Source organism: Neobacillus vireti (assembly GCF_001026695.1).
Lineage (GTDB): Bacteria > Bacillota > Bacilli > Bacillales > Cytobacillaceae > Neobacillus > Neobacillus vireti.
Window position 1 is genome coordinate 930,655 of record NZ_LDNB01000002.1, and the last position, 17,255, is coordinate 947,909.

The 17,255-nt window shown below is 43.4% G+C and carries 18 protein-coding genes and 1 riboswitch; of the genes, 14 read left to right on the plus strand and 4 right to left on the minus strand.

The window, feature by feature from the left end:
- Nucleotides 1–14: 14 nt before the first annotated feature.
- Nucleotides 15–935 (minus strand): MBL fold metallo-hydrolase, encoded by a 921-nt coding sequence (locus AA980_RS04855; RefSeq protein ID WP_034723095.1) that lies wholly within the window; start codon nt 933–935, stop codon nt 15–17.
- A gap of 313 nt (nt 936–1,248) precedes the next feature.
- Between AA980_RS04855 and AA980_RS04860 the strand changes: the two genes are divergently transcribed.
- From AA980_RS04860 to cysI, 11 genes are all read left to right on the plus strand, one after another.
- Nucleotides 1,249–1,716: a CoxG family protein gene (locus AA980_RS04860; RefSeq protein WP_024026604.1), complete on the plus strand. Its 468-nt coding sequence runs from the start codon at nt 1,249–1,251 to the stop codon at nt 1,714–1,716.
- A gap of 195 nt (nt 1,717–1,911) precedes the next feature.
- Nucleotides 1,912–2,250: a hypothetical protein gene (locus AA980_RS04865; RefSeq protein WP_024026605.1), complete on the plus strand. Its 339-nt coding sequence runs from the start codon at nt 1,912–1,914 to the stop codon at nt 2,248–2,250.
- A gap of 257 nt (nt 2,251–2,507) precedes the next feature.
- Nucleotides 2,508–2,609, plus strand: a riboswitch (SAM riboswitch).
- A gap of 70 nt (nt 2,610–2,679) precedes the next feature.
- Nucleotides 2,680–2,835 (plus strand): YezD family protein, encoded by a 156-nt coding sequence (locus AA980_RS27715; RefSeq protein WP_268926620.1) that lies wholly within the window; start codon nt 2,680–2,682, stop codon nt 2,833–2,835.
- Between the two features lie 160 nt (nt 2,836–2,995).
- Nucleotides 2,996–3,712: a phosphoadenylyl-sulfate reductase gene (locus AA980_RS04875; RefSeq protein WP_024026607.1), complete on the plus strand. Its 717-nt coding sequence runs from the start codon at nt 2,996–2,998 to the stop codon at nt 3,710–3,712.
- 14 nt (nt 3,713–3,726) lie between these two features.
- A complete protein-coding gene (locus AA980_RS04880; RefSeq protein WP_024026608.1) occupies nt 3,727–4,794 on the plus strand; it encodes an inorganic phosphate transporter in 1,068 nt (355 codons plus the stop codon).
- Nucleotides 4,795–4,969: 175 nt separating this feature from the next.
- Nucleotides 4,970–6,118: a sulfate adenylyltransferase gene (gene sat / locus AA980_RS04885; RefSeq protein ID WP_024026609.1), complete on the plus strand. Its 1,149-nt coding sequence runs from the start codon at nt 4,970–4,972 to the stop codon at nt 6,116–6,118.
- Between the two features lie 15 nt (nt 6,119–6,133).
- Nucleotides 6,134–6,733, plus strand: a complete 600-nt coding sequence (gene cysC / locus AA980_RS04890; protein WP_024026610.1) for an adenylyl-sulfate kinase — start codon at nt 6,134–6,136, stop codon at nt 6,731–6,733.
- Between the two features lie 20 nt (nt 6,734–6,753).
- Nucleotides 6,754–7,530, plus strand: coding sequence for a uroporphyrinogen-III C-methyltransferase (cobA, locus tag AA980_RS04895; protein WP_024026611.1), 777 nt, complete (start codon nt 6,754–6,756; stop codon nt 7,528–7,530).
- A 20-nt stretch (nt 7,531–7,550) separates the two neighbouring features.
- Nucleotides 7,551–8,294 carry a sirohydrochlorin chelatase gene (locus AA980_RS04900; RefSeq protein ID WP_024026612.1) on the plus strand — a complete coding sequence of 248 codons (744 nt, stop codon included), beginning with the start codon at nt 7,551–7,553 and terminating at the stop codon, nt 8,292–8,294.
- 1,044 nt (nt 8,295–9,338) lie between these two features.
- Nucleotides 9,339–11,168, plus strand: coding sequence for an assimilatory sulfite reductase (NADPH) flavoprotein subunit (locus tag AA980_RS04905; protein ID WP_024026613.1), 1,830 nt, complete (start codon nt 9,339–9,341; stop codon nt 11,166–11,168).
- Between the two features lie 204 nt (nt 11,169–11,372).
- Nucleotides 11,373–13,088, plus strand: a complete 1,716-nt coding sequence (gene cysI, locus AA980_RS04910; protein ID WP_024026614.1) for an assimilatory sulfite reductase (NADPH) hemoprotein subunit — start codon at nt 11,373–11,375, stop codon at nt 13,086–13,088.
- 94 nt (nt 13,089–13,182) lie between these two features.
- Here the strand turns inward: cysI and AA980_RS04915 are convergent, their stop codons facing one another.
- From AA980_RS04915 to AA980_RS04925, 3 genes are all read right to left on the minus strand, one after another.
- On the minus strand, nt 13,183–13,920 hold the full coding sequence (locus tag AA980_RS04915; protein ID WP_024026615.1) for a metallophosphoesterase family protein: 738 nt from the start codon (nt 13,918–13,920) through the stop codon (nt 13,183–13,185).
- Between the two features lie 74 nt (nt 13,921–13,994).
- Complete coding sequence (locus tag AA980_RS04920) at nt 13,995–14,210, minus strand: hypothetical protein (RefSeq protein ID WP_024026616.1); 216 nt, start codon at nt 14,208–14,210, stop codon at nt 13,995–13,997.
- 194 nt (nt 14,211–14,404) lie between these two features.
- The gene (locus AA980_RS04925; RefSeq protein ID WP_024026617.1) at nt 14,405–14,842 is read right to left on the minus strand and encodes a ribosomal maturation YjgA family protein; all 438 of its coding nucleotides are present in this window, start codon (nt 14,840–14,842) and stop codon (nt 14,405–14,407) included.
- 161 nt (nt 14,843–15,003) lie between these two features.
- On the opposite strand from AA980_RS04925, the gene AA980_RS04930 reads away from it, so the two are divergent.
- The 3 genes from AA980_RS04930 to AA980_RS04940 all read left to right on the plus strand — a co-directional run bounded on the left by AA980_RS04930 (nt 15,004) and on the right by AA980_RS04940 (nt 17,243).
- Nucleotides 15,004–15,639: a pentapeptide repeat-containing protein gene (locus tag AA980_RS04930; protein WP_024026618.1), complete on the plus strand. Its 636-nt coding sequence runs from the start codon at nt 15,004–15,006 to the stop codon at nt 15,637–15,639.
- Between the two features lie 162 nt (nt 15,640–15,801).
- On the plus strand, nt 15,802–16,713 hold the full coding sequence (locus AA980_RS04935; protein ID WP_024026619.1) for a WD40/YVTN/BNR-like repeat-containing protein: 912 nt from the start codon (nt 15,802–15,804) through the stop codon (nt 16,711–16,713).
- 182 nt (nt 16,714–16,895) lie between these two features.
- Nucleotides 16,896–17,243, plus strand: a complete 348-nt coding sequence (locus AA980_RS04940; protein ID WP_024026620.1) for a lmo0954 family membrane protein — start codon at nt 16,896–16,898, stop codon at nt 17,241–17,243.
- Nucleotides 17,244–17,255: the final 12 nt, after the last annotated feature.

The following is a 17,255-nucleotide window of genomic DNA, read 5'->3' on the forward strand; positions in this document are numbered from 1 at the left end:
CGTAATTTCTCTTGCTATTCAGACTTCATAACCGTTTCCCCAAGTAAGAGCACCTTTAATTGCTCTTCAGGAAGCTGCCGCTTTTCCCATTCACAGTATAACCGCTCTAATGCTTCCGGTCCCGTGTCATCAGCCAAGCGATAGGCGCCATAATGCATCGGCACGAAGTATTTCGCTTTTAATTCGATGAATGCTTTCACACTGTCTTCCGGTGAAATATGTGAAGCAGCCATAAACCACTCCGGCTCATAGGCGCCAATCGGCATAAACACTGTGTCGATTGTAAAGCGGTCTGCAATCTGTTGAAAGCCGCTGAAATAGCCTGTGTCGCCAACAAAATAAAACGTTTCTTCGGTAGTTTGAAAAATCCAGCCGCCCCAATGAGATGTATTCATATCTCGCAACGTTCGTCTCGTCCAATGCTGCGCTGGGACGAAATGAACGGTTATCCCTCCGTATTCCGTGCTTTCCCACCAACTCATCTCAGTCACATTCTGATAGCCTTTTCGGGTAAAAAGGGACTTTAACCCAACCGGAACAAAGTAATGCGGATTGCCTTTTAATTTTTTCAGAGTGGGGAAATCCAAATGGTCGTAATGGCCATGGGAGATGACGACGAGATCAATTTCCGGCAGATCAGCTAAGGAAATGCCCGGCTCCGTTAATCTTTTCTGGAACCCCATCCGCTTGGCCCACACAGGATCAGTTAGGATATTCATGCCATTCAGCTGAAGTAAAAAAGTAGAGTGGCCAACCCACGTATAAGAAGTCCGACTTCTGTTTTCGAATAGTTCCTTCACTTTTTTTACGGGAGATTGTTCAATGTTTACCGATAAATCCTTCACTTTACTTCGACGTTCTTTCTGCCATTTCCTCATGTCTTTAAACGATTTGTTGTTTGACACATTATCTAAATTAGCGTATCTCATTGTCATCCACTCACCTTGATTTTCTCTAGAAATCTATCTTTAGGTAGAGTATAGCAAAATAACCAATCAATCATCAAAAATTTGTTAACAGGAAGAATGTTCATAAGGATAAATCAGCCACTTTTTTAAAAAGTATTGCTAATAGTTAAAGTAAAAAATACATGAATCTCTAAACAGCAGCCATCTTGGGTACTGCCCATATATTTCAATTTTAACAACTTCCCCGCGATTCGAATAAAAATATACGAATGCAAAAAACGGAAGGAGAAGGGGTAACGATCCTCGATTCCAATCAAAGCAGTTAATTGGGGGGAAACACTTGAAAATCGAGTACGGATGTACCTTGGGGTTACCAAGGGGCATTGTATGGAGAGATTTAAAGGATGGAAACATACTTCGGAACTCGCTGCCGGGTTGTAAGTCATTCGTTGAACAGGCAAACGGAATTTACCAAGCCGAACTCGAAATAAACATCGGTCCGATTGATGATGTTTTCATATTTGAAATCTGGCGGGAAAAAGAAAAATCACCGTCATATTATCGCTTGCTCGTGAAAGGGAAAGGGAATCTTGGCGAGATCGATACTACAGTTGATATCTTGATGGAAGAATCCCAGGGTGCGACCAAATTAACCTTTTGTGCTGATGCTCAGGTAACGGGTGTCCTATCTTTGGCAGGAGAGCGCATATTAGCGGCAGGAGCGAAAAAAAGTTTGGAAAGTTTTTTTCAAAAGATGGAGAAGGAAATGAAGAGGCGGCTTTATCAATTGAAAAGGGGCAGTAGATAAACGGTGCCTCTCCTCCGCAGTGGAGTGGGGGAGAGGCACCAGTTTTTTTGTTAAGGAAAATATTTATTAGTCCCGTCCTTTTGAAGAATGTATCACATTTACACCCATTTTTCTTCCAAATAATTTGAAATCCATCGACAAATATCTACACAAATTTGCTATACTATAAGCAATAAATGAAGGAGGTGAGAAAGGATGGAAAAAATACTCAAGTTGGTATTGGACAAGCTTGATAGTCTAGACCAAAAGATAAGTGCTATGGACGAAAGAATTACAGGCATGGATGAAAGAATTACTTCTGAACTTAAACGACATGAGGATTTATTAAATCAATTAATTAATACCGTAGCAGCCACGAATGTAAAGATTTCTGACACAAACGAAAGAATGGATGCCCTCGAAACGAAAGTGGACACTGTTATTGAGGATGTTAAAGAAATCAAAAGTTCTATGGCAACAAAACAGGACCTTGAATATTATGATCAAATGATTTCTGAACACTCCAGGGAAATTTACAAGTTAAAAAACAACTAAGTCTCTCCAAAAAAAATCTTCATATTTACCTATTTCCATATATTAAAAACCCCGAATCATCAGTGATAAAGATACGGGGTTTTTTGAATTCCCTAAACAGTGCATCCCGTTTATTTGAATTTCATAAACAGAGCCAGTCCCCAGCATATTAATTTACCTGGGGAAAGAGTCCGTTAAAAAGAATTTTTAAAATATTTAGTTTTCCTATTTACATTAAACCTATTGGCATGGTAGGATTAATTTCATTAATCATTCAATTCTTATCTAGAGTGGCTGAGGAACTGGTCCAATGAAGCCCGGCAACCTGCAAAGCAAGGTGCCAATTCCAGCAAAATGACCTTCATTTTGGGAGATAAGGTGTTAACTGTGGTAGTTCTAACGCCTTCCTTGATGGGGAAGACGTTTTTTTTTGAAAGGAGACGGATCAAACTGAAGGCAGATGAAAAGGAAGAACTGATCGCACATCTGGAGAAAATGATGGAGACCTTAAAATATGGCTCGATCACATTAGTTGTCCAGGATGGAAAAATTGTCCAGATAGAGAAAAATGAAAAGGTTCGTCTTAAACCAAATAAGCATCGCTGACTAGACAAACTAGAGGCGGTCTTCACTTTATCAAAGTGGAAGACTGCTTTTTTTGTGGAATTTCGATCGGAGCGAATGTTTTTGAAGCAGGATTAACTTTATCATTTTATCAACAGTTGGAACCCAAGTTATTTTTTTAGTGAAAAGGAGGCATTGAGCTATGAATGAAGCAATAACGTATCAAAATTGGCAGCAAATATCTGATACGTTCCCAATTGAGGATGAAACAAAGGGTGCCCATGCTGTGCTGGAGTGGGCTTACCGGACTTACCAATCCGAGGAAATTGTCTATGCGTCCAGTTTCGGGGCAGAAGCGATTGTTTTAATTGATCTCATCCAGCAAATTAAAGCGGATGCCAGGATTGTTTTTTTAGATACGGGACTGCATTTCCCAGAAACATATGAGGTCATAGACAAGATTGAAGCTCGATTTCCCTCGTTAAGGATTGAGAGAAAACAGCCGAAGTTAAGTCTCGATGAACAAGCGGAACAATATGGTTCGGCGTTATGGAAGAGTGACCCTAACCAGTGCTGCACGATTCGCAAGGTTATTCCGTTGAGGGAATCAATGACGGGAAAACAAGCGTGGATCTCTGGACTTCGCAGGGAACAGTCACCGTCAAGAGCGAGCACTGAATTTCTTAATAAAGATGAAAAATTCAGGAACATCAAGATCTGTCCCTTGATTCACTGGACATGGGATGAAGTTTGGAGCTACATCAGGGGGCATGAGCTCCCGTACAACACGCTGCACGACCATCAATATCCAAGTATTGGCTGTTTTCCTTGTACTCAACCGGCAGCAGCTGATGGGGACTCACGTGCCGGACGCTGGGTTGGAAGCGGCAAAACGGAGTGTGGCTTACACACCAAATAGGGAGGGCTATAGCTTTGCTTACAGTCATTGCGATAACAATTGGGTTATTTTTTGCAATAAATATTGGTGCCAGTGGTGCGGCGGCATCGATGGGAATCGCCTATGGAGCCGGTGTGGTGAAAAAACGGCTTGCCTTGCTGCTGTGCAGTATCGCCGTGTTCCTTGGTGCTTGGCTTGGCGGCGGTGAAGTAGTCAAAACGATTGGCAGCGGGATTGTCCCATCCAGTACATTTACCGTGCCTGTAGCCTTAATCGTATTAGCTTCAGCGGCATTATCATTGTTTTTGGCCAATATTTTTGGTATTCCACTTTCTACCAGTGAAGTGGCAGTTGGATCAGTCGTTGGTGCCGGAATTGTTTATCAATCTGTGTTTGCCAGTAAGCTTGTCTGGATCATGTTTTTTTGGCTGCTTACACCTTTTACCGCGTTTTTCATCGCCATTGGTGCTTCGTTTTTGTTGGAAAATAAAAGGCTTAAAGGCTGGATGAATGCTCGGAAAGCTGTTCCATTTCTGTCTGTGCTGGTTGTATTTATGGGTTTGTTCGAAGCCTTTTCAGCCGGAATGAACAATGTTGCCAATGCTGTCGGCCCACTTGTCGGTGCCAACATCCTCGCTGTTGGAAGTGGTATTTTCTGGGGTGGGTTGTTTGTCGCAGCAGGCGCACTGCTGCTGGGGCAGCGAGTCCTAGAAACGAATGGAAAAAAAATCACGACGCTGCGGCTTGAAGAGGGCTGTGTCATCTCGGGAACAGGTGCAACCATTGTAACCGTTGCCTCCGTGTTCGGGATTCCTGTCCCACTAACGCAAATCACAACCTCATCCATCATCGGGATGGGCTTCGCCAAGCATGGCAAAGCAGTATTGAAAAAAGACATTGTTGTACAGCTCCTGACTGTTTGGATTGTATCTCCCGTTCTATCAATGGTGCTGTCATACACGCTCATCCAATTGATCATCGAACATAATTTTTACCCAATCATTGCCATGGTTGGGGTCTTGATCTCAGTGTTCGGCGTGTTGTCGTTAATGAAGCGGCAGAAACCCGCTGTAGCGGTGCAGCAACAGGCTGCAAAAGAATAGCCGGCATTTGGTGGTGGACGGGGTAGCCGCCAGTAACGAGGGTTGGTCGCCAGTAAAGGGCGGGTAGCCGCCAGTAACGAGAGGTTGGTCGCCAGTAAACGACGGTTATTCGCCAGTAAGCGGCACAACCATGCCGGTACACAGTTAAATTAAGCAAAGAAAGGATTTGATTTAAATGTCATTTTTACCAAAACCACATGGAGGAACGCTTGTCCAAGCCTTTAATCAAAACTATGACGTAGCCCATATTGAAAAAGAGCTTGAGATTGACACAATTGCGTTAAGTGATTTGGAGTTAATCGGCGTGGGGCTGTTCAGTCCGCTGACCGGGTTTATTGGCAAAGCAGATTACCAATCGGTTGTCGACCACATGCGTTTAGCGGATCAAACGATTTGGTCGATTCCTGTGACGCTGCCAGTATCCGCTGAAACAGCAGCTTCCCTCACAGTCGGGGAAGAGATCAAGCTTATTTTTCAAAAAGAGGTTTATGGTGTGATTAAAGTAGCGGAATGGTATGAACCTGACCTAGACAAGGAAGCACTTGAGGTATATAAAACACTGGAACTTGCCCATCCGGGAGTCAAGCGGCTCTATGAAAGAGGTCCAGTCTACGTGGCTGGTGAAGTCACACTCGTAAAAAAACCGGAAAAAGGGGTTTTCGCCGATGTGTGGCTTGAGCCGAAGGAAACCCGGGCATTGTTTGAAGAAAAGGGCTGGAAGACAGTTGTTGGCTTCCAAACGAGAAATCCGATTCACCGTGCGCATGAATACATTCAAAAAGCAGCACTGGAAACGGTTGATGGGCTATTCGTCAACCCGCTTGTTGGGGAAACAAAGTCTGACGACATCCCGGCAGATGTCCGCTTGAAGAGCTATCGGGTCCTGCTGGATAATTACTACCCGGCAGAACGGGTACAACTCGGTGTTTATCCCGCTGCCATGCGTTACGCAGGACCAAGGGAAGCGATTTTTCATGCAATAGCCCGTAAGAATTTTGGCTGCACTCATTTCATCGTTGGCCGTGACCATGCCGGCGTCGGGAATTACTATGGAACGTATGATGCTCAGCTTATTTTTAGCGAATTTCCTGAAGGAGAACTTGGCATTAAGCCGCTTTTCTTTGAACACAGCTTTTATTGCAATAAATGCGAGGGGATGGCGTCTGATAAAACTTGCCCGCATAGCTATCATGATCGTGTCATCCTATCTGGAACAAAAGTTAGAGAGCTGCTGCGAGCAGGGGAGCTGCCGCCGTCCACCTTCAGCCGGAAAGAAGTCGTCGAAGTGTTGATTGAAGGATTGACAGAACAGCAGACGGTGTAAGGAGGGGATGTAACCATGTCAAAATCAACAAATATCACCTGGCATACCGCGGCAATAACGAAGTCAGACCGCCGAATTCAAAATCGCCATGGGAGCTGTGTCCTCTGGTTTACCGGCCTCTCGGGCTCCGGAAAATCAACAATAGCCAACGCCGTTTCAAGTGAATTACATCGCCGGGGAATTAATGAATATGTCCTTGATGGCGATAATATCCGTCATGGCCTTAACCGGGATCTTGGCTTTTCGGATTATGACCGGACAGAGAATATCAGGAGGATTGGCGAAGTGGCCAAACTATTTGTCGATAGCGGCACCGTCGTGACAACGGCATTCATTTCGCCTTTTCGTTCCGATCGTGACCAAGTCCGTGCCCTTTTTGAAAAAGAAGAATTTATCGAGATCTACGTCGAGTGTCCATTGGAAGAATGTGAACGGCGCGATCCAAAACAGCTATATGCAAAGGCACGTCGCGGTGAAATAAAGGATTTTACTGGGATAGATTCACCGTATGAGGCACCGGAACGCCCGGAAATCACCGTCCGCTCCGATCTTTTGACAGTAAAGGATGCAGTAGGACAAATTTTTCAATACCTTCAGGAAAAAAACATCATTTAGTTGGGAAAGGATGGGAAGCCATGGCTGGCAAGGTTTATTTAGTTGGTGCGGGACCAGGAGATCCAGATTTAATTACCGTTAAAGGACTGCGATGCCTCGAACAAGCCGATGTCATTCTCTATGATCGGCTCGTCAATCCCGAACTGCTGCAGCATGCAAAAAAAGAGGCACAGCTGGTGTATTGCGGCAAGCTCCCCCATTATCACACGATGAAGCAGGAGACCATCAATTCCTTTTTGGTGAAATATGCGAAAAAAGGGTATCAGGTTGTCCGCTTAAAAGGAGGAGACCCATTTGTTTTCGGCCGCGGCGGGGAAGAAGCGGAGGAATGTGCAAAACATGATGTGCCGTTCGAAATAATTCCGGGCATCACGGCAGGGATTGCGGCTTCTGCTTATGCGGGAATTCCGGTTACCCATCGTACCTTAAGCAAAAGCTTTGCGTTTATTACTGGACATCAGGCAGGCGATGTCGCTGCGGAGCACCAGTGGTACCATTTAGCAAACGGAGTCGATACCATTTGTGTCTATATGGGGGTTTCTCAGCTTTCAACGATAATTAAGCAATTAATCCGGCATGGCAAACAACCGCAAACGCCAATCGGCCTTGTCCAGTGGGGGACATTAAGCGACCAGCGAACTGTGACAGGGACACTCGAGACAATCGAAGAACGGGTGAAAGAAGAAGGAATTTCGAATCCAAGCATGATTGTCATTGGCGAGGTTGTCCGTCTACACAAAAAGTTAAATTGGTTTCATGAAGAAATTGTTCCTCATTTGCCGGTCGTTCATGGATAAAGTTAGTGGGGGCGGTTAGGATGAAAGCCATTTTATACATTGGTCACGGCACACGTTCTGAAAAAGGAGCGGGGGAAGCGAGGGCCTTTATCGAAAGAGTCATTGGCCGAATTGAGCTACCCATTCAAGAAATTAGTTTCCTTGAGCTGACTGAGCCGTTGATTGAGGAAGGCTTCAAGCGCTGTGTAGATAGAGGTGCGACTGAAATTATTGTTGTTCCTTTGTTTCTGCTGGCTGCGGGTCACATCAAAACAGATATCCCACAGGCCCTGTCTTTTTTGCAGCTCAGATATCCTCATATTGAGGTTCAGGTTAAGGATCCTTTTGGGGTCCAGGAGAAAATTCTTGATGCAATAGCTGACCTTGTCAGTGATGCTGCAGGTGCCATAGAGCCGCAGGACCGGTTATTGATTGTTGGAAGGGGAAGCAGCGATCCTGGAATTCACGGTAACTTTGCCGTTATTGCGGAGGGTATTAGGAAGCGGCTAGGAATTAATCACGTTTCGGTTTGTTATTTGGCCGCTGCCAAGCCACGGCTCCAGGAAGCATTACAGAAAATTTGTAATAAAAATGACGGCAAAATCATTGTCGCCCCCTACTTATTATTTTCAGGCCTGCTAATCGGAGAAATAAATCAAGAGATGCATAAGCGGCAAAAACAAGGGTACAAGATCCTCAATACCGGCCCATTGACCAGGCATCAGATATTTGAAGATATCGTGATTGAACGGGCAATAGGTGATAAAGCTTGTGTAGCTAAATGAAGATAATGTTCATAGTGCCCGCTATTTGGGAAAAAGCGTGGCCACGGCATTAAGAGAGGTTCATAGAGCCCGTCACTCGGAAAAAGGCATGCTCACGGGCACTATAAGAAGTTCATAGAGCCCGTCACCCGGAAAAAAGCATGGCCACGGGCACTATAAGAGATTCATAGTGTCCGTCGGACGGAAAAAAGCAAGCCAACGGTCAATAAGAGAGGTTCATATTGACCGTCGGGAGGAAAAAGGCATGCCAACGGTCAATAAGAGAGGTTCATATGCCCGTCGGAGGGAAAAAAGCAAGCCAACGGTCAATAAGAGAGGTTCATAGTGCCCGCCGGACGGAAAAAAGCAAGCCAACGGTCAATAAGAGAGGTTCATANCAAGCCACAATAAGAGAGGTTCATAGTGCCCGCCGGAGGGAAAAAAGCAAGCCAACGGTCAATAAGAGAGGTTCATATTGCCCGTCGGGAGGAAAAAGGCATGCCAACGGTCAATAAGAGAGGTTCATATTGCCCGTCGGAGGGAAAAAAGCAAGCCAACGGTCAATAAGAGAGGTTCATATTGCCCGTCGGGAGGAAAAAGGCATGCCAACGGTCAATAAGAGAGGTTCATATTGCCCGTCGGAGGGAAAAAAGCAAGCCAACGGTCAATAAGAGAGGTTCATATTGCCCGTCGGGAGGAAAAAGGCATGCCAACGGTCAATAAGAGAGGTTCATATTGCCCGTCGGAGGGAAAAAAGCAAGCCAACGGTCAATAAGAGAGGTTCATATTGCCCGTCGGGAGGAAAAAGGCATGCCAACGGTCAATAAGAGAGGTTCATATTGCCCGTCGGAGGGAAAAAAGCAAGCCAACGGTCAATAAGAGAGGTTCATATTGCCCGTCGGACGGAAAAAAGCGTGTCTAAGGGCATTAAGAGAGTTTCATAGTGCCCCGTCACCCAGAAAAAAACGTGACCACGGTCACTATGACCTTCAACTATCAAAAAAAATTTGCGGCACTCCGCCGATTATCCATACAAACCTTTTATTTCAGAACGAGGTGGTTATATTGCAACTTCAGGTATTGAACAGTCCGTTTAATCAGGAGCAGGCAGAGCTCCTAAACCGCATTCTGCCAACATTGACAGAATCACAAAAATTTTGGCTCAGCGGTTTTCTCGCTGCATCTCAAATGAATTCCGCAATGGAAACATCAGTTGCACAAACGACACAACAAAAGACGAACCAACAACATACAAAAGAACAAACACTCCCAAAAGAAATAACCATTCTTTACGGATCACAGACGGGCAATGCCCAGGGACTGGCGAAGAAGGCTGCGAAAAGGCTTGAGGAGAGCGGTTTTCAAGTAACGCTCACACCTATGAGCGATTTTAAACCAAATAAACTAAAAAAAGTCCAAAACCTTCTGATAATCGTCAGCACCCATGGTGAAGGTGACCCGCCGGATAGTGCGATCATATTTCATGAATTTCTTCATAGCAAACGGGCACCGAACCTTGAAGATCTTCATTTTTCCGTCTTAGCGCTTGGCGACAGTTCGTATGAGTTTTTCTGCCAAACGGGAAAAGAGTTCGACCAGCGCCTCGAAGAACTCTACGGTACCCGGCTTTACCCGCGCTTTGACTGCGATGTCGATTATGATGAACCGGCGGCAGAATGGCTGGAAGGAGTCCTTGGCAGCTTAAGGAATGCACAGGGCGAAAGTCCAACTCCGTCAAAATCCACAGCGCCTCGAGGAGTAGAATCGGCATACGACAGATCCAATCCATTTCAAGCAGAGGTACTTGAAAATATCAATTTGAACGGCCGCGGCTCGAATAAGGAAACGCGCCATCTTGAGATATCTCTTGAAGGTTCAGGCCTAACCTTCGAACCGGGAGACAGCCTTGGCATCTACCCGGAAAACGATCCAGTACTAGTCGACCTGCTTATTGAGGAAATGAAATGGAATCCAGAGGAGCTTGTGACGATTAAAGCGGGAGATGTACGGCCGCTTAGAACAGCCTTACTTTCCCACTATGAAATTACGATTCTCACAAAACCACTGCTAGTGAAGGCTGCGCAGCTTTCAGCGAGTAAGGAACTAAAAGAGTTGACCACACCGGGTAATGAACAACCGTTAAAGGCGTACCTTGAAGGCCGCGATCTATTAGATTTAGTTCGCGATTTTACCCCTTGGATTTGTTCAGCTCAAGAGTTTATAAGCATTCTTCGAAAAATACCGGCCCGGTTGTATTCGATTGCGAGCAGTTTAGCAGCCAATCCGGATGAAGTCCATTTAACAATTGGTGCCGTCCGCTATGATGCGCACGGACGTGAACGAAATGGCGTTTGTTCGATTTTGGCTGCTGAGCGACTTAAACCAGGGGACACATTGCCAATTTATATTCAACATAACGAAAACTTTAAGCTGCCGCAGAACCCGGATACACCAATCATCATGGTAGGCCCAGGCACAGGTGCAGCGCCGTTCCGCTCCTTTATGCAGGAGCGTGAAGAAACCGGGTCCCCCCAAGGGAAATCATGGCTGTTCTTCGGCAACCAGCACTTCGTCACCGATTTCCTTTACCAGACCGAATGGCAAAAATGGCTGAAGAACAGCACACTGACAAAAATGGATGTTGCCTTTTCGCGGGATACTGATCAAAAAGTATATGTGCAGCACCGTATGCTGGAAAACAGCAAGGAATTGTTCGAGTGGATTCAAGACGGAGCAGCGGTTTATATTTGCGGCGATGAGAAACACATGGCCCATGATGTCCATCAAACGCTCCTCACCATTATCGAAAAAGAAGGCGGTATGAGCCGCGAAAAAGCAGAAGAATATTTGGCCGAGATGCAACAAACCAGACGGTATCAGCGTGATGTTTATTGATTGTATGGAAAAGGGGCGGAGCGCCGCAAGAAACAAATTAATTTAACCAATTTTAGTGTTTTTTTCAATTTTTACTTCGAATAGGTGAAGTTCTGCTCTGCTCTCACCGCCTTTATTGAAAGGGATGGACCTTTGGATAATATTTCATAGTAAAAGGCGGTGTGAAACGCTATATTCGTTTTCGATGGAAGGGAGTTTTTCTAAATGGTGAAGCAAATGTTAACAGCGCCAGTGGGAGCACCAAGCGATGTTGAGCGTATAAAGGAAGAAAGCAACTACCTAAGAGGTACTTTGGTGGAAGTAATGCAAGACCCCATTAGTGCCGGAATACCAGAAGATGATAACCGCCTAATGAAACATCATGGCAGCTATTTGCAGGATGACCGGGATCTCCGCAATGAGCGTCAAAAGCAAAAACTTGAACCAGCGTATCAGTTTATGCTCCGTGTCCGTGCTCCAGGTGGTGTGGTTACACCGGAACAATGGCTTGTATTAGATGAGCTTGCAGAAAAGAATGCGAACGGTACGATAAAGCTGACGACACGGCAGTCGTTTCAAATGCACGGTATTTTAAAATGGAACATGAAAGAAACGATTCAGGAGATTCATCAGTCCATTTTGACCACACTTGCGGCGTGCGGCGATGTAAACCGGAACGTGATGTGTAACCCGAATCCTGATCAATCTGAAATTCATGCCGAAGTGTATGAATGGGCGAAATGTTTGAGTGATTACTTATTACCACGCTCGAGAGCGTATCATGAAATTTGGCTCGGTGAGGAAAAAGTGGCTGGGACTCCAGAAATAGAGGAGGAACCCATGTACGGCGCACGTTATTTGCCACGGAAGTTTAAAATCGGAATTGCTGTCCCGCCCTCAAATGATATCGATGTTTTTTCACAGGATCTTGGTCTCATTGCAATTGTAGAGGAGGGCAAGCTCTGCGGTTTTAACGTGGCCATCGGCGGCGGGATGGGGATGACACACGGCGATATGGCGACATATCCACAAGTAGCAAAAATCATTGGCTTCTGCCCGTCAGATAAAGTGGTGGAGCTGGCTGAACAAACAATTACGATTCAGCGAGATTACGGGAACCGTTCTGTCCGGAAAAATGCCCGCTTCAAGTACACAGTAGACCGCCTCGGACTCGAAGCAGTTAAGGCTGAATTGGAAAAACGACTTGGCTGGAGCTTGGAAGAGGCAAAACCCTATCAGTTCAATCACAATGGCGATCGCTACGGTTGGATAAAAGGAATGCAAGGAAAATGGCATTATACGCTGTTTATCGAAAATGGCCGCGTCGCAGATTTTGCGAATTACAAGCTCAAAACAGGTTTATATGAACTTGCAAAAATCCATTCTGGAGATTTCCGGTTGACAGCGAATCAAAATCTAATCATTGCGAATGTACCAAGTCAAGAAAAGAAAAAAATAAATGAATTAATGGAAAAATACGGCTTGTCCGACGGCAAACAGCACTCCGCACTAAGACGGAGCTCGATGGCATGCGTCGCTCTTCCAACATGCGGCTTGGCTATGGCAGAATCAGAACGCTATTTACCTGAACTTATCGATAAAATTGAGGGAATTGTCGATGAAAATGGCTTGCGTGACGAGGAAATTACGATTCGGATGACTGGATGTCCGAATGGCTGTGCCCGTCCTGGACTCGCGGAAATTGCTTTTATTGGCAAAGCGGTCGGCAAATATAACATGTATCTTGGCGCAGCCCGCAATGGGAGCCGCTTGAATAAAATGTACCGCGAAAACATTGGTGAACCTGAAATTCTAAGCGAACTGCAAGTACTCCTTTCCCGCTACGCCAAAGAGCGCCGGCAAGGTGAGCATTTCGGTGACTTTGTCATCCGCACGGAGATTGTCAAAGCAACAACGGACGGCACGAATTTTCATGAATAATGAGGATGAAAAAGAGACAGGGGTTCTGTCTCTTTTTGCGTATCAAAAAAACAGCCTCCAATTGCAGCCGAAGTGAACTTGCGAGCCAAGGCAATCACAAGTATTGAAGATGCTGATTTCCATGGAACATTTTCAAAATATATTCGGCATCCGGAACGTTCAGCTTGTTATATCCCAATAAAAATTCTTTATTATCATAAGGGACTTCTTTAAATGTTACACCGATTTCACCGTGATCGCCGATCGACAAAATCGCGTAAGCGGCAAGCGGCTTCGGATAACATCCCAGCGAGCAAGGGTTAAGATAGAGCCGTTTTTTCGTTTTAAAATGATGGATTACATGATGATGGCCAAAACAGACGATATCAGCAGATGAATCTCGATAAAGGAAGTCCAATTTTTCGATGGTGGGTCCATAATCAACTGCAAAAAAATCACCGAGTTCGTCTAAATGATAGTGGAGAAACAATAATTTTTTTCCATTATACTCAGCCTCAATGGTTGTTGGAATAGCATGTAAGCGTTGCAGGAATTTCCGGTCTAAATGGGCGGCAATCCACTCGTGGTGCGCCTTTTCCCGCTTCTTACTGTATGGTTCTCGGCCTGCAATGATATCTAGGATTGCTTCATCATGATTGCCCATTACAAAAGAAATATCGCCACGAGAAAAAAGCAAATCAAGCACTTCGTTTGTCTCATAGCCAATTCCGATTAAATCGCCTAAACAATAGATGTGGTCAATTTTACCTTCTGGACCAATATCGTCAATTACAGCTTTTAAGGCAGATTGATTGCCGTGTATATCTGAAATAATAGCGATTTTCTTCTCCATACCGAAATCTCCGTTTTTTACTAGTTTCCCTATTTTGGTAAAATAAATTCCAAAAAATTATTTCGCATCGATGGCTATTTTTTTTTCTTTTTTGAATTATCAACAACCACTTTATTTTTAACGGTTTCTAAGACGACTTGTACATGAATATTTTTTTCATCAATTTGAATAACATTTGAAACTTTTGCTTTACGACCTTTAATTTTTAAATCCTCCCCAACAACTGGTACCCGCTTAAGCAACTGAGTTAATAAAACATTTTTCTTTTCTAAAAAATGAACAGCAAACATTTGGTCTCACCTACTCCTTATAGTATCTGTTACAAAAAAATCATTTTGTAACCTTCCTATAAAATATTTAATAATAGGTAGATTTAGACCAATTTACTACTATACTTCGGCTTCAAAAGTGATTTTTGAAGGTAAATTTTCTATCATAATGTTTTTTTCTCCTCGGAAATTGAACTTTGAAACGATAACCAACGTTATCTGCGTTGGGTAAACATTAGCGCGGTCCTATCCAAGACAGTGCCGACAATAATCCCTGCAGAATATCGAATTAGATCCGCAGTAAGAAAACCTTTGCCCAGGATCAACGCACCAAGCACTGTACCCCTAATCTGATTAATCCAGTCGGCCTGATAGAGCTGGCTGAATTCAATGCCGAAGCTGAATATAAGGCTGAGCCAGATGGAAGTGTGCAGGCTCTTACCCATAAGTAAGAAACGGAATCCAAAATAAACCATCATCGCCCAGAGTGCATCCCCGGCGTTTTCCGCTACAAATTCCGGAAGGAGAGAGCTGTATTTTCTCGAGGCAAGGCCTAAAAAAATGGTGATCACAACGGCTAAAAAGTAACCAATCTTTATGATACGGTAACTCTTATCCGTGGATGCGTTTTTTGATAGTTTGGGAGGCTGCATATAAATCACTCTCTTTTTAATATGGTGTTAATATCCAATAATTTAGTAAGTGCAGGACTGGCTGATATTCTTCCCTTCATGTAATATAGATTTTATCATGAATAAAGAGTAAGCTATATATTTTAAAAATCCACTAAACTTCGCATGAAAGAGGCAAAAATATGAAAATTGATTCCCCTAAAATTTCAGCTGAATTACCGACAAGTGATTTCCAAGATATTTTATATGAAGAAGATCGGGAATTAGAAATGTGTCAGGTTATTGACTCCGTATTTGAAAATGAAGAAGTTGGCAGAGTTCGTTTATCGAATATGGTGATTAAGAATTGTCGGTTCAACAATACTGATTTTAAAAATATTGATATCACGGATGTGCGGTTTGAAAACTGCGATTTATCCAATGCCAATTTGAGCAAGTCTTCTATTCACAGAGTGGTATTTAAAAATAGTAAATTAGTAGGTGTGGATTTTACCGAATCCCGTTTTGGAAATATTCAGTTTGATAATTCCGTCTTAAACCTGACGACATTTGCAAATTCAAAGCTGGAAAAAGTAAAATTTCTGGAAACGTTATTAAAAAGTAGTGATTTTTTTGAATGTAAATTAAAAAATGTTGAATTTCTACATTGTAATCTTGATGGCGCAAACTTTGACCATACGTCATTAAAAGGAATTGATATTAGCACTTCTACATTTGATACACTAACTGTGGCAATAGAGGATCTAAATGGCTGTAAGGTCTCGTCTTATCAAGCAATTCAATTTGCGGCATTAATGGGATTGGTCATCAAAGATTAGGAAATTTCGGTGCCGAATTCTCGATTCATTTGTGAAGCGGGTGTCAGGCACCGATACGATTATGAATATATACATAGATATTCTATGTATAATCATGGTATAATGGTTGTGAATAAAATAGAAGAAGGCGGGTGCCGATTTTTTCGTGAGGTGTATTGAATAGTGAAAAATATCCTATTGGGGATTAGCAGTTTAATGGTGGCACTCTTAATCATCGCCTTGATTTTTTTCCAATCTTCAATTGAACCGAGAAAACATCAAGAAAATCAAAGAACGGAGACACAAGATAGTCGAAAGGAACAAGCCGAATATACTGACGGCAGCATTGATTATACATTTCAAAACGAACAACTCAAGATTTCCTTCGATAAAGGCAAAACCTGGAGGACCGTTCCAATTGCCAAAGATAAACTATTTGCAGGCGAGTACAGCGGCAATAAACAAGAGCTGATCGAAAATAGCTATATCCTTTCAACAAATCGGATTGCATTTTTATATTCAGATGGCCCTGACTGGTCCGCAAAAAAAATTATTTTTACATATTCGCTTGACCAAGGTGACCATTGGCAGGATGCTGTTATCACCAATCAATATCCATCGCTTCGGTTCCGAAAAATAGATTTTTTGAATGAAAATTTTGGTTATGTCATTCTTACCGGAGATCGGACGGTGTCACAGGAAATGTCCAATGTCTATGTCACCCATGATGGCGGCAAGTCTTGGCAGGAAACGAATCCAACGAACGTGACAAGGTTAATAAAAGACGGTGGCTTTGTGGATGAACAAACTGGTTTCTTATCTTCTGGATTCATTAATCCAGAAGAGCCTGATTTATCTGTGACCCAAGATGGAGGGAATTCTTGGGTGAAAGCATCGATTCCGATTCCCGATCAATTTAGTAAAATTTTCGTCACCGCCGAACTGCCCTTTAAAGAAGAAGACCACTTAGTCGTCCTTATTAATCAAGAGCCATCCGGTGATTATCAAGGCGGAAAGGTAAAAGGGAAGTTTCTTTCGAAAGATAACGGCCTGACATGGGAGTTTTTTGCAGAGGTAGAAGACAGCAACATTTGAACATTGTTTAAGGACTAACCAGTCGAGGTTAGTCCTTTTTCCATGCTTGCTTTGATAGTCCCACATCACCTAAGTCTTAAGTCGGATTGAAAAATCAAGCTCAAGCGCAATTATGAAACATGTAGAAAAAAGGTAAGATGAAATCAAGATAAATGATTTGTGAAACAAAGGAGGAAAATAAAATGAAAAAGTTTGCGTTACTTTTAGCAGGTGGCCTTGCAGCCATTATTTTACTTAATACGATTGGCCCGATGGTTGGATTACTGGTTAGTCTAGCGATTCTATACTTTATCTTTAAACAGTTCTTAAAGGCGGAATCAACAGGCTGGAAAATCGGGCTAATTATTATCGGCCTAATGGTGCTTTCATCAACCATTCACCATTTACCAGCTCTAATTGGAGTAGGTGCCGCATATGTGCTCTGGCTTGTTTATAAAAATTGGAACCAAAACAAAAATACGGCAGCAAAAAATGAACCAGATCCATTTGTTAGTTTTGAAAAGCAATGGAATGAATTAAAAAAACACTAGGATTAAAGGAGA

Coding starts and splice junctions, on each gene's coding strand:
- AA980_RS04855 (WP_034723095.1), bottom strand. CDS start 935: ATGACAATGAGATACGCTAATTTAGATAATGTGTCAAACAACAAATCG.
- AA980_RS04865 (WP_024026605.1), top strand. CDS start 1,912: ATGGAAAAAATACTCAAGTTGGTATTGGACAAGCTTGATAGTCTAGAC.
- AA980_RS04875 (WP_024026607.1), top strand. CDS start 2,996: ATGAATGAAGCAATAACGTATCAAAATTGGCAGCAAATATCTGATACG.
- sat (WP_024026609.1), top strand. CDS start 4,970: ATGTCATTTTTACCAAAACCACATGGAGGAACGCTTGTCCAAGCCTTT.
- cysC (WP_024026610.1), top strand. CDS start 6,134: ATGTCAAAATCAACAAATATCACCTGGCATACCGCGGCAATAACGAAG.
- cobA (WP_024026611.1), top strand. CDS start 6,754: ATGGCTGGCAAGGTTTATTTAGTTGGTGCGGGACCAGGAGATCCAGAT.
- AA980_RS04900 (WP_024026612.1), top strand. CDS start 7,551: ATGAAAGCCATTTTATACATTGGTCACGGCACACGTTCTGAAAAAGGA.
- cysI (WP_024026614.1), top strand. CDS start 11,373: ATGGTGAAGCAAATGTTAACAGCGCCAGTGGGAGCACCAAGCGATGTT.
- AA980_RS04915 (WP_024026615.1), bottom strand. CDS start 13,920: ATGGAGAAGAAAATCGCTATTATTTCAGATATACACGGCAATCAATCT.
- AA980_RS04920 (WP_024026616.1), bottom strand. CDS start 14,210: ATGTTTGCTGTTCATTTTTTAGAAAAGAAAAATGTTTTATTAACTCAG.
- AA980_RS04925 (WP_024026617.1), bottom strand. CDS start 14,842: ATGCAGCCTCCCAAACTATCAAAAAACGCATCCACGGATAAGAGTTAC.
- AA980_RS04930 (WP_024026618.1), top strand. CDS start 15,004: ATGAAAATTGATTCCCCTAAAATTTCAGCTGAATTACCGACAAGTGAT.
- AA980_RS04940 (WP_024026620.1), top strand. CDS start 16,896: ATGAAAAAGTTTGCGTTACTTTTAGCAGGTGGCCTTGCAGCCATTATT.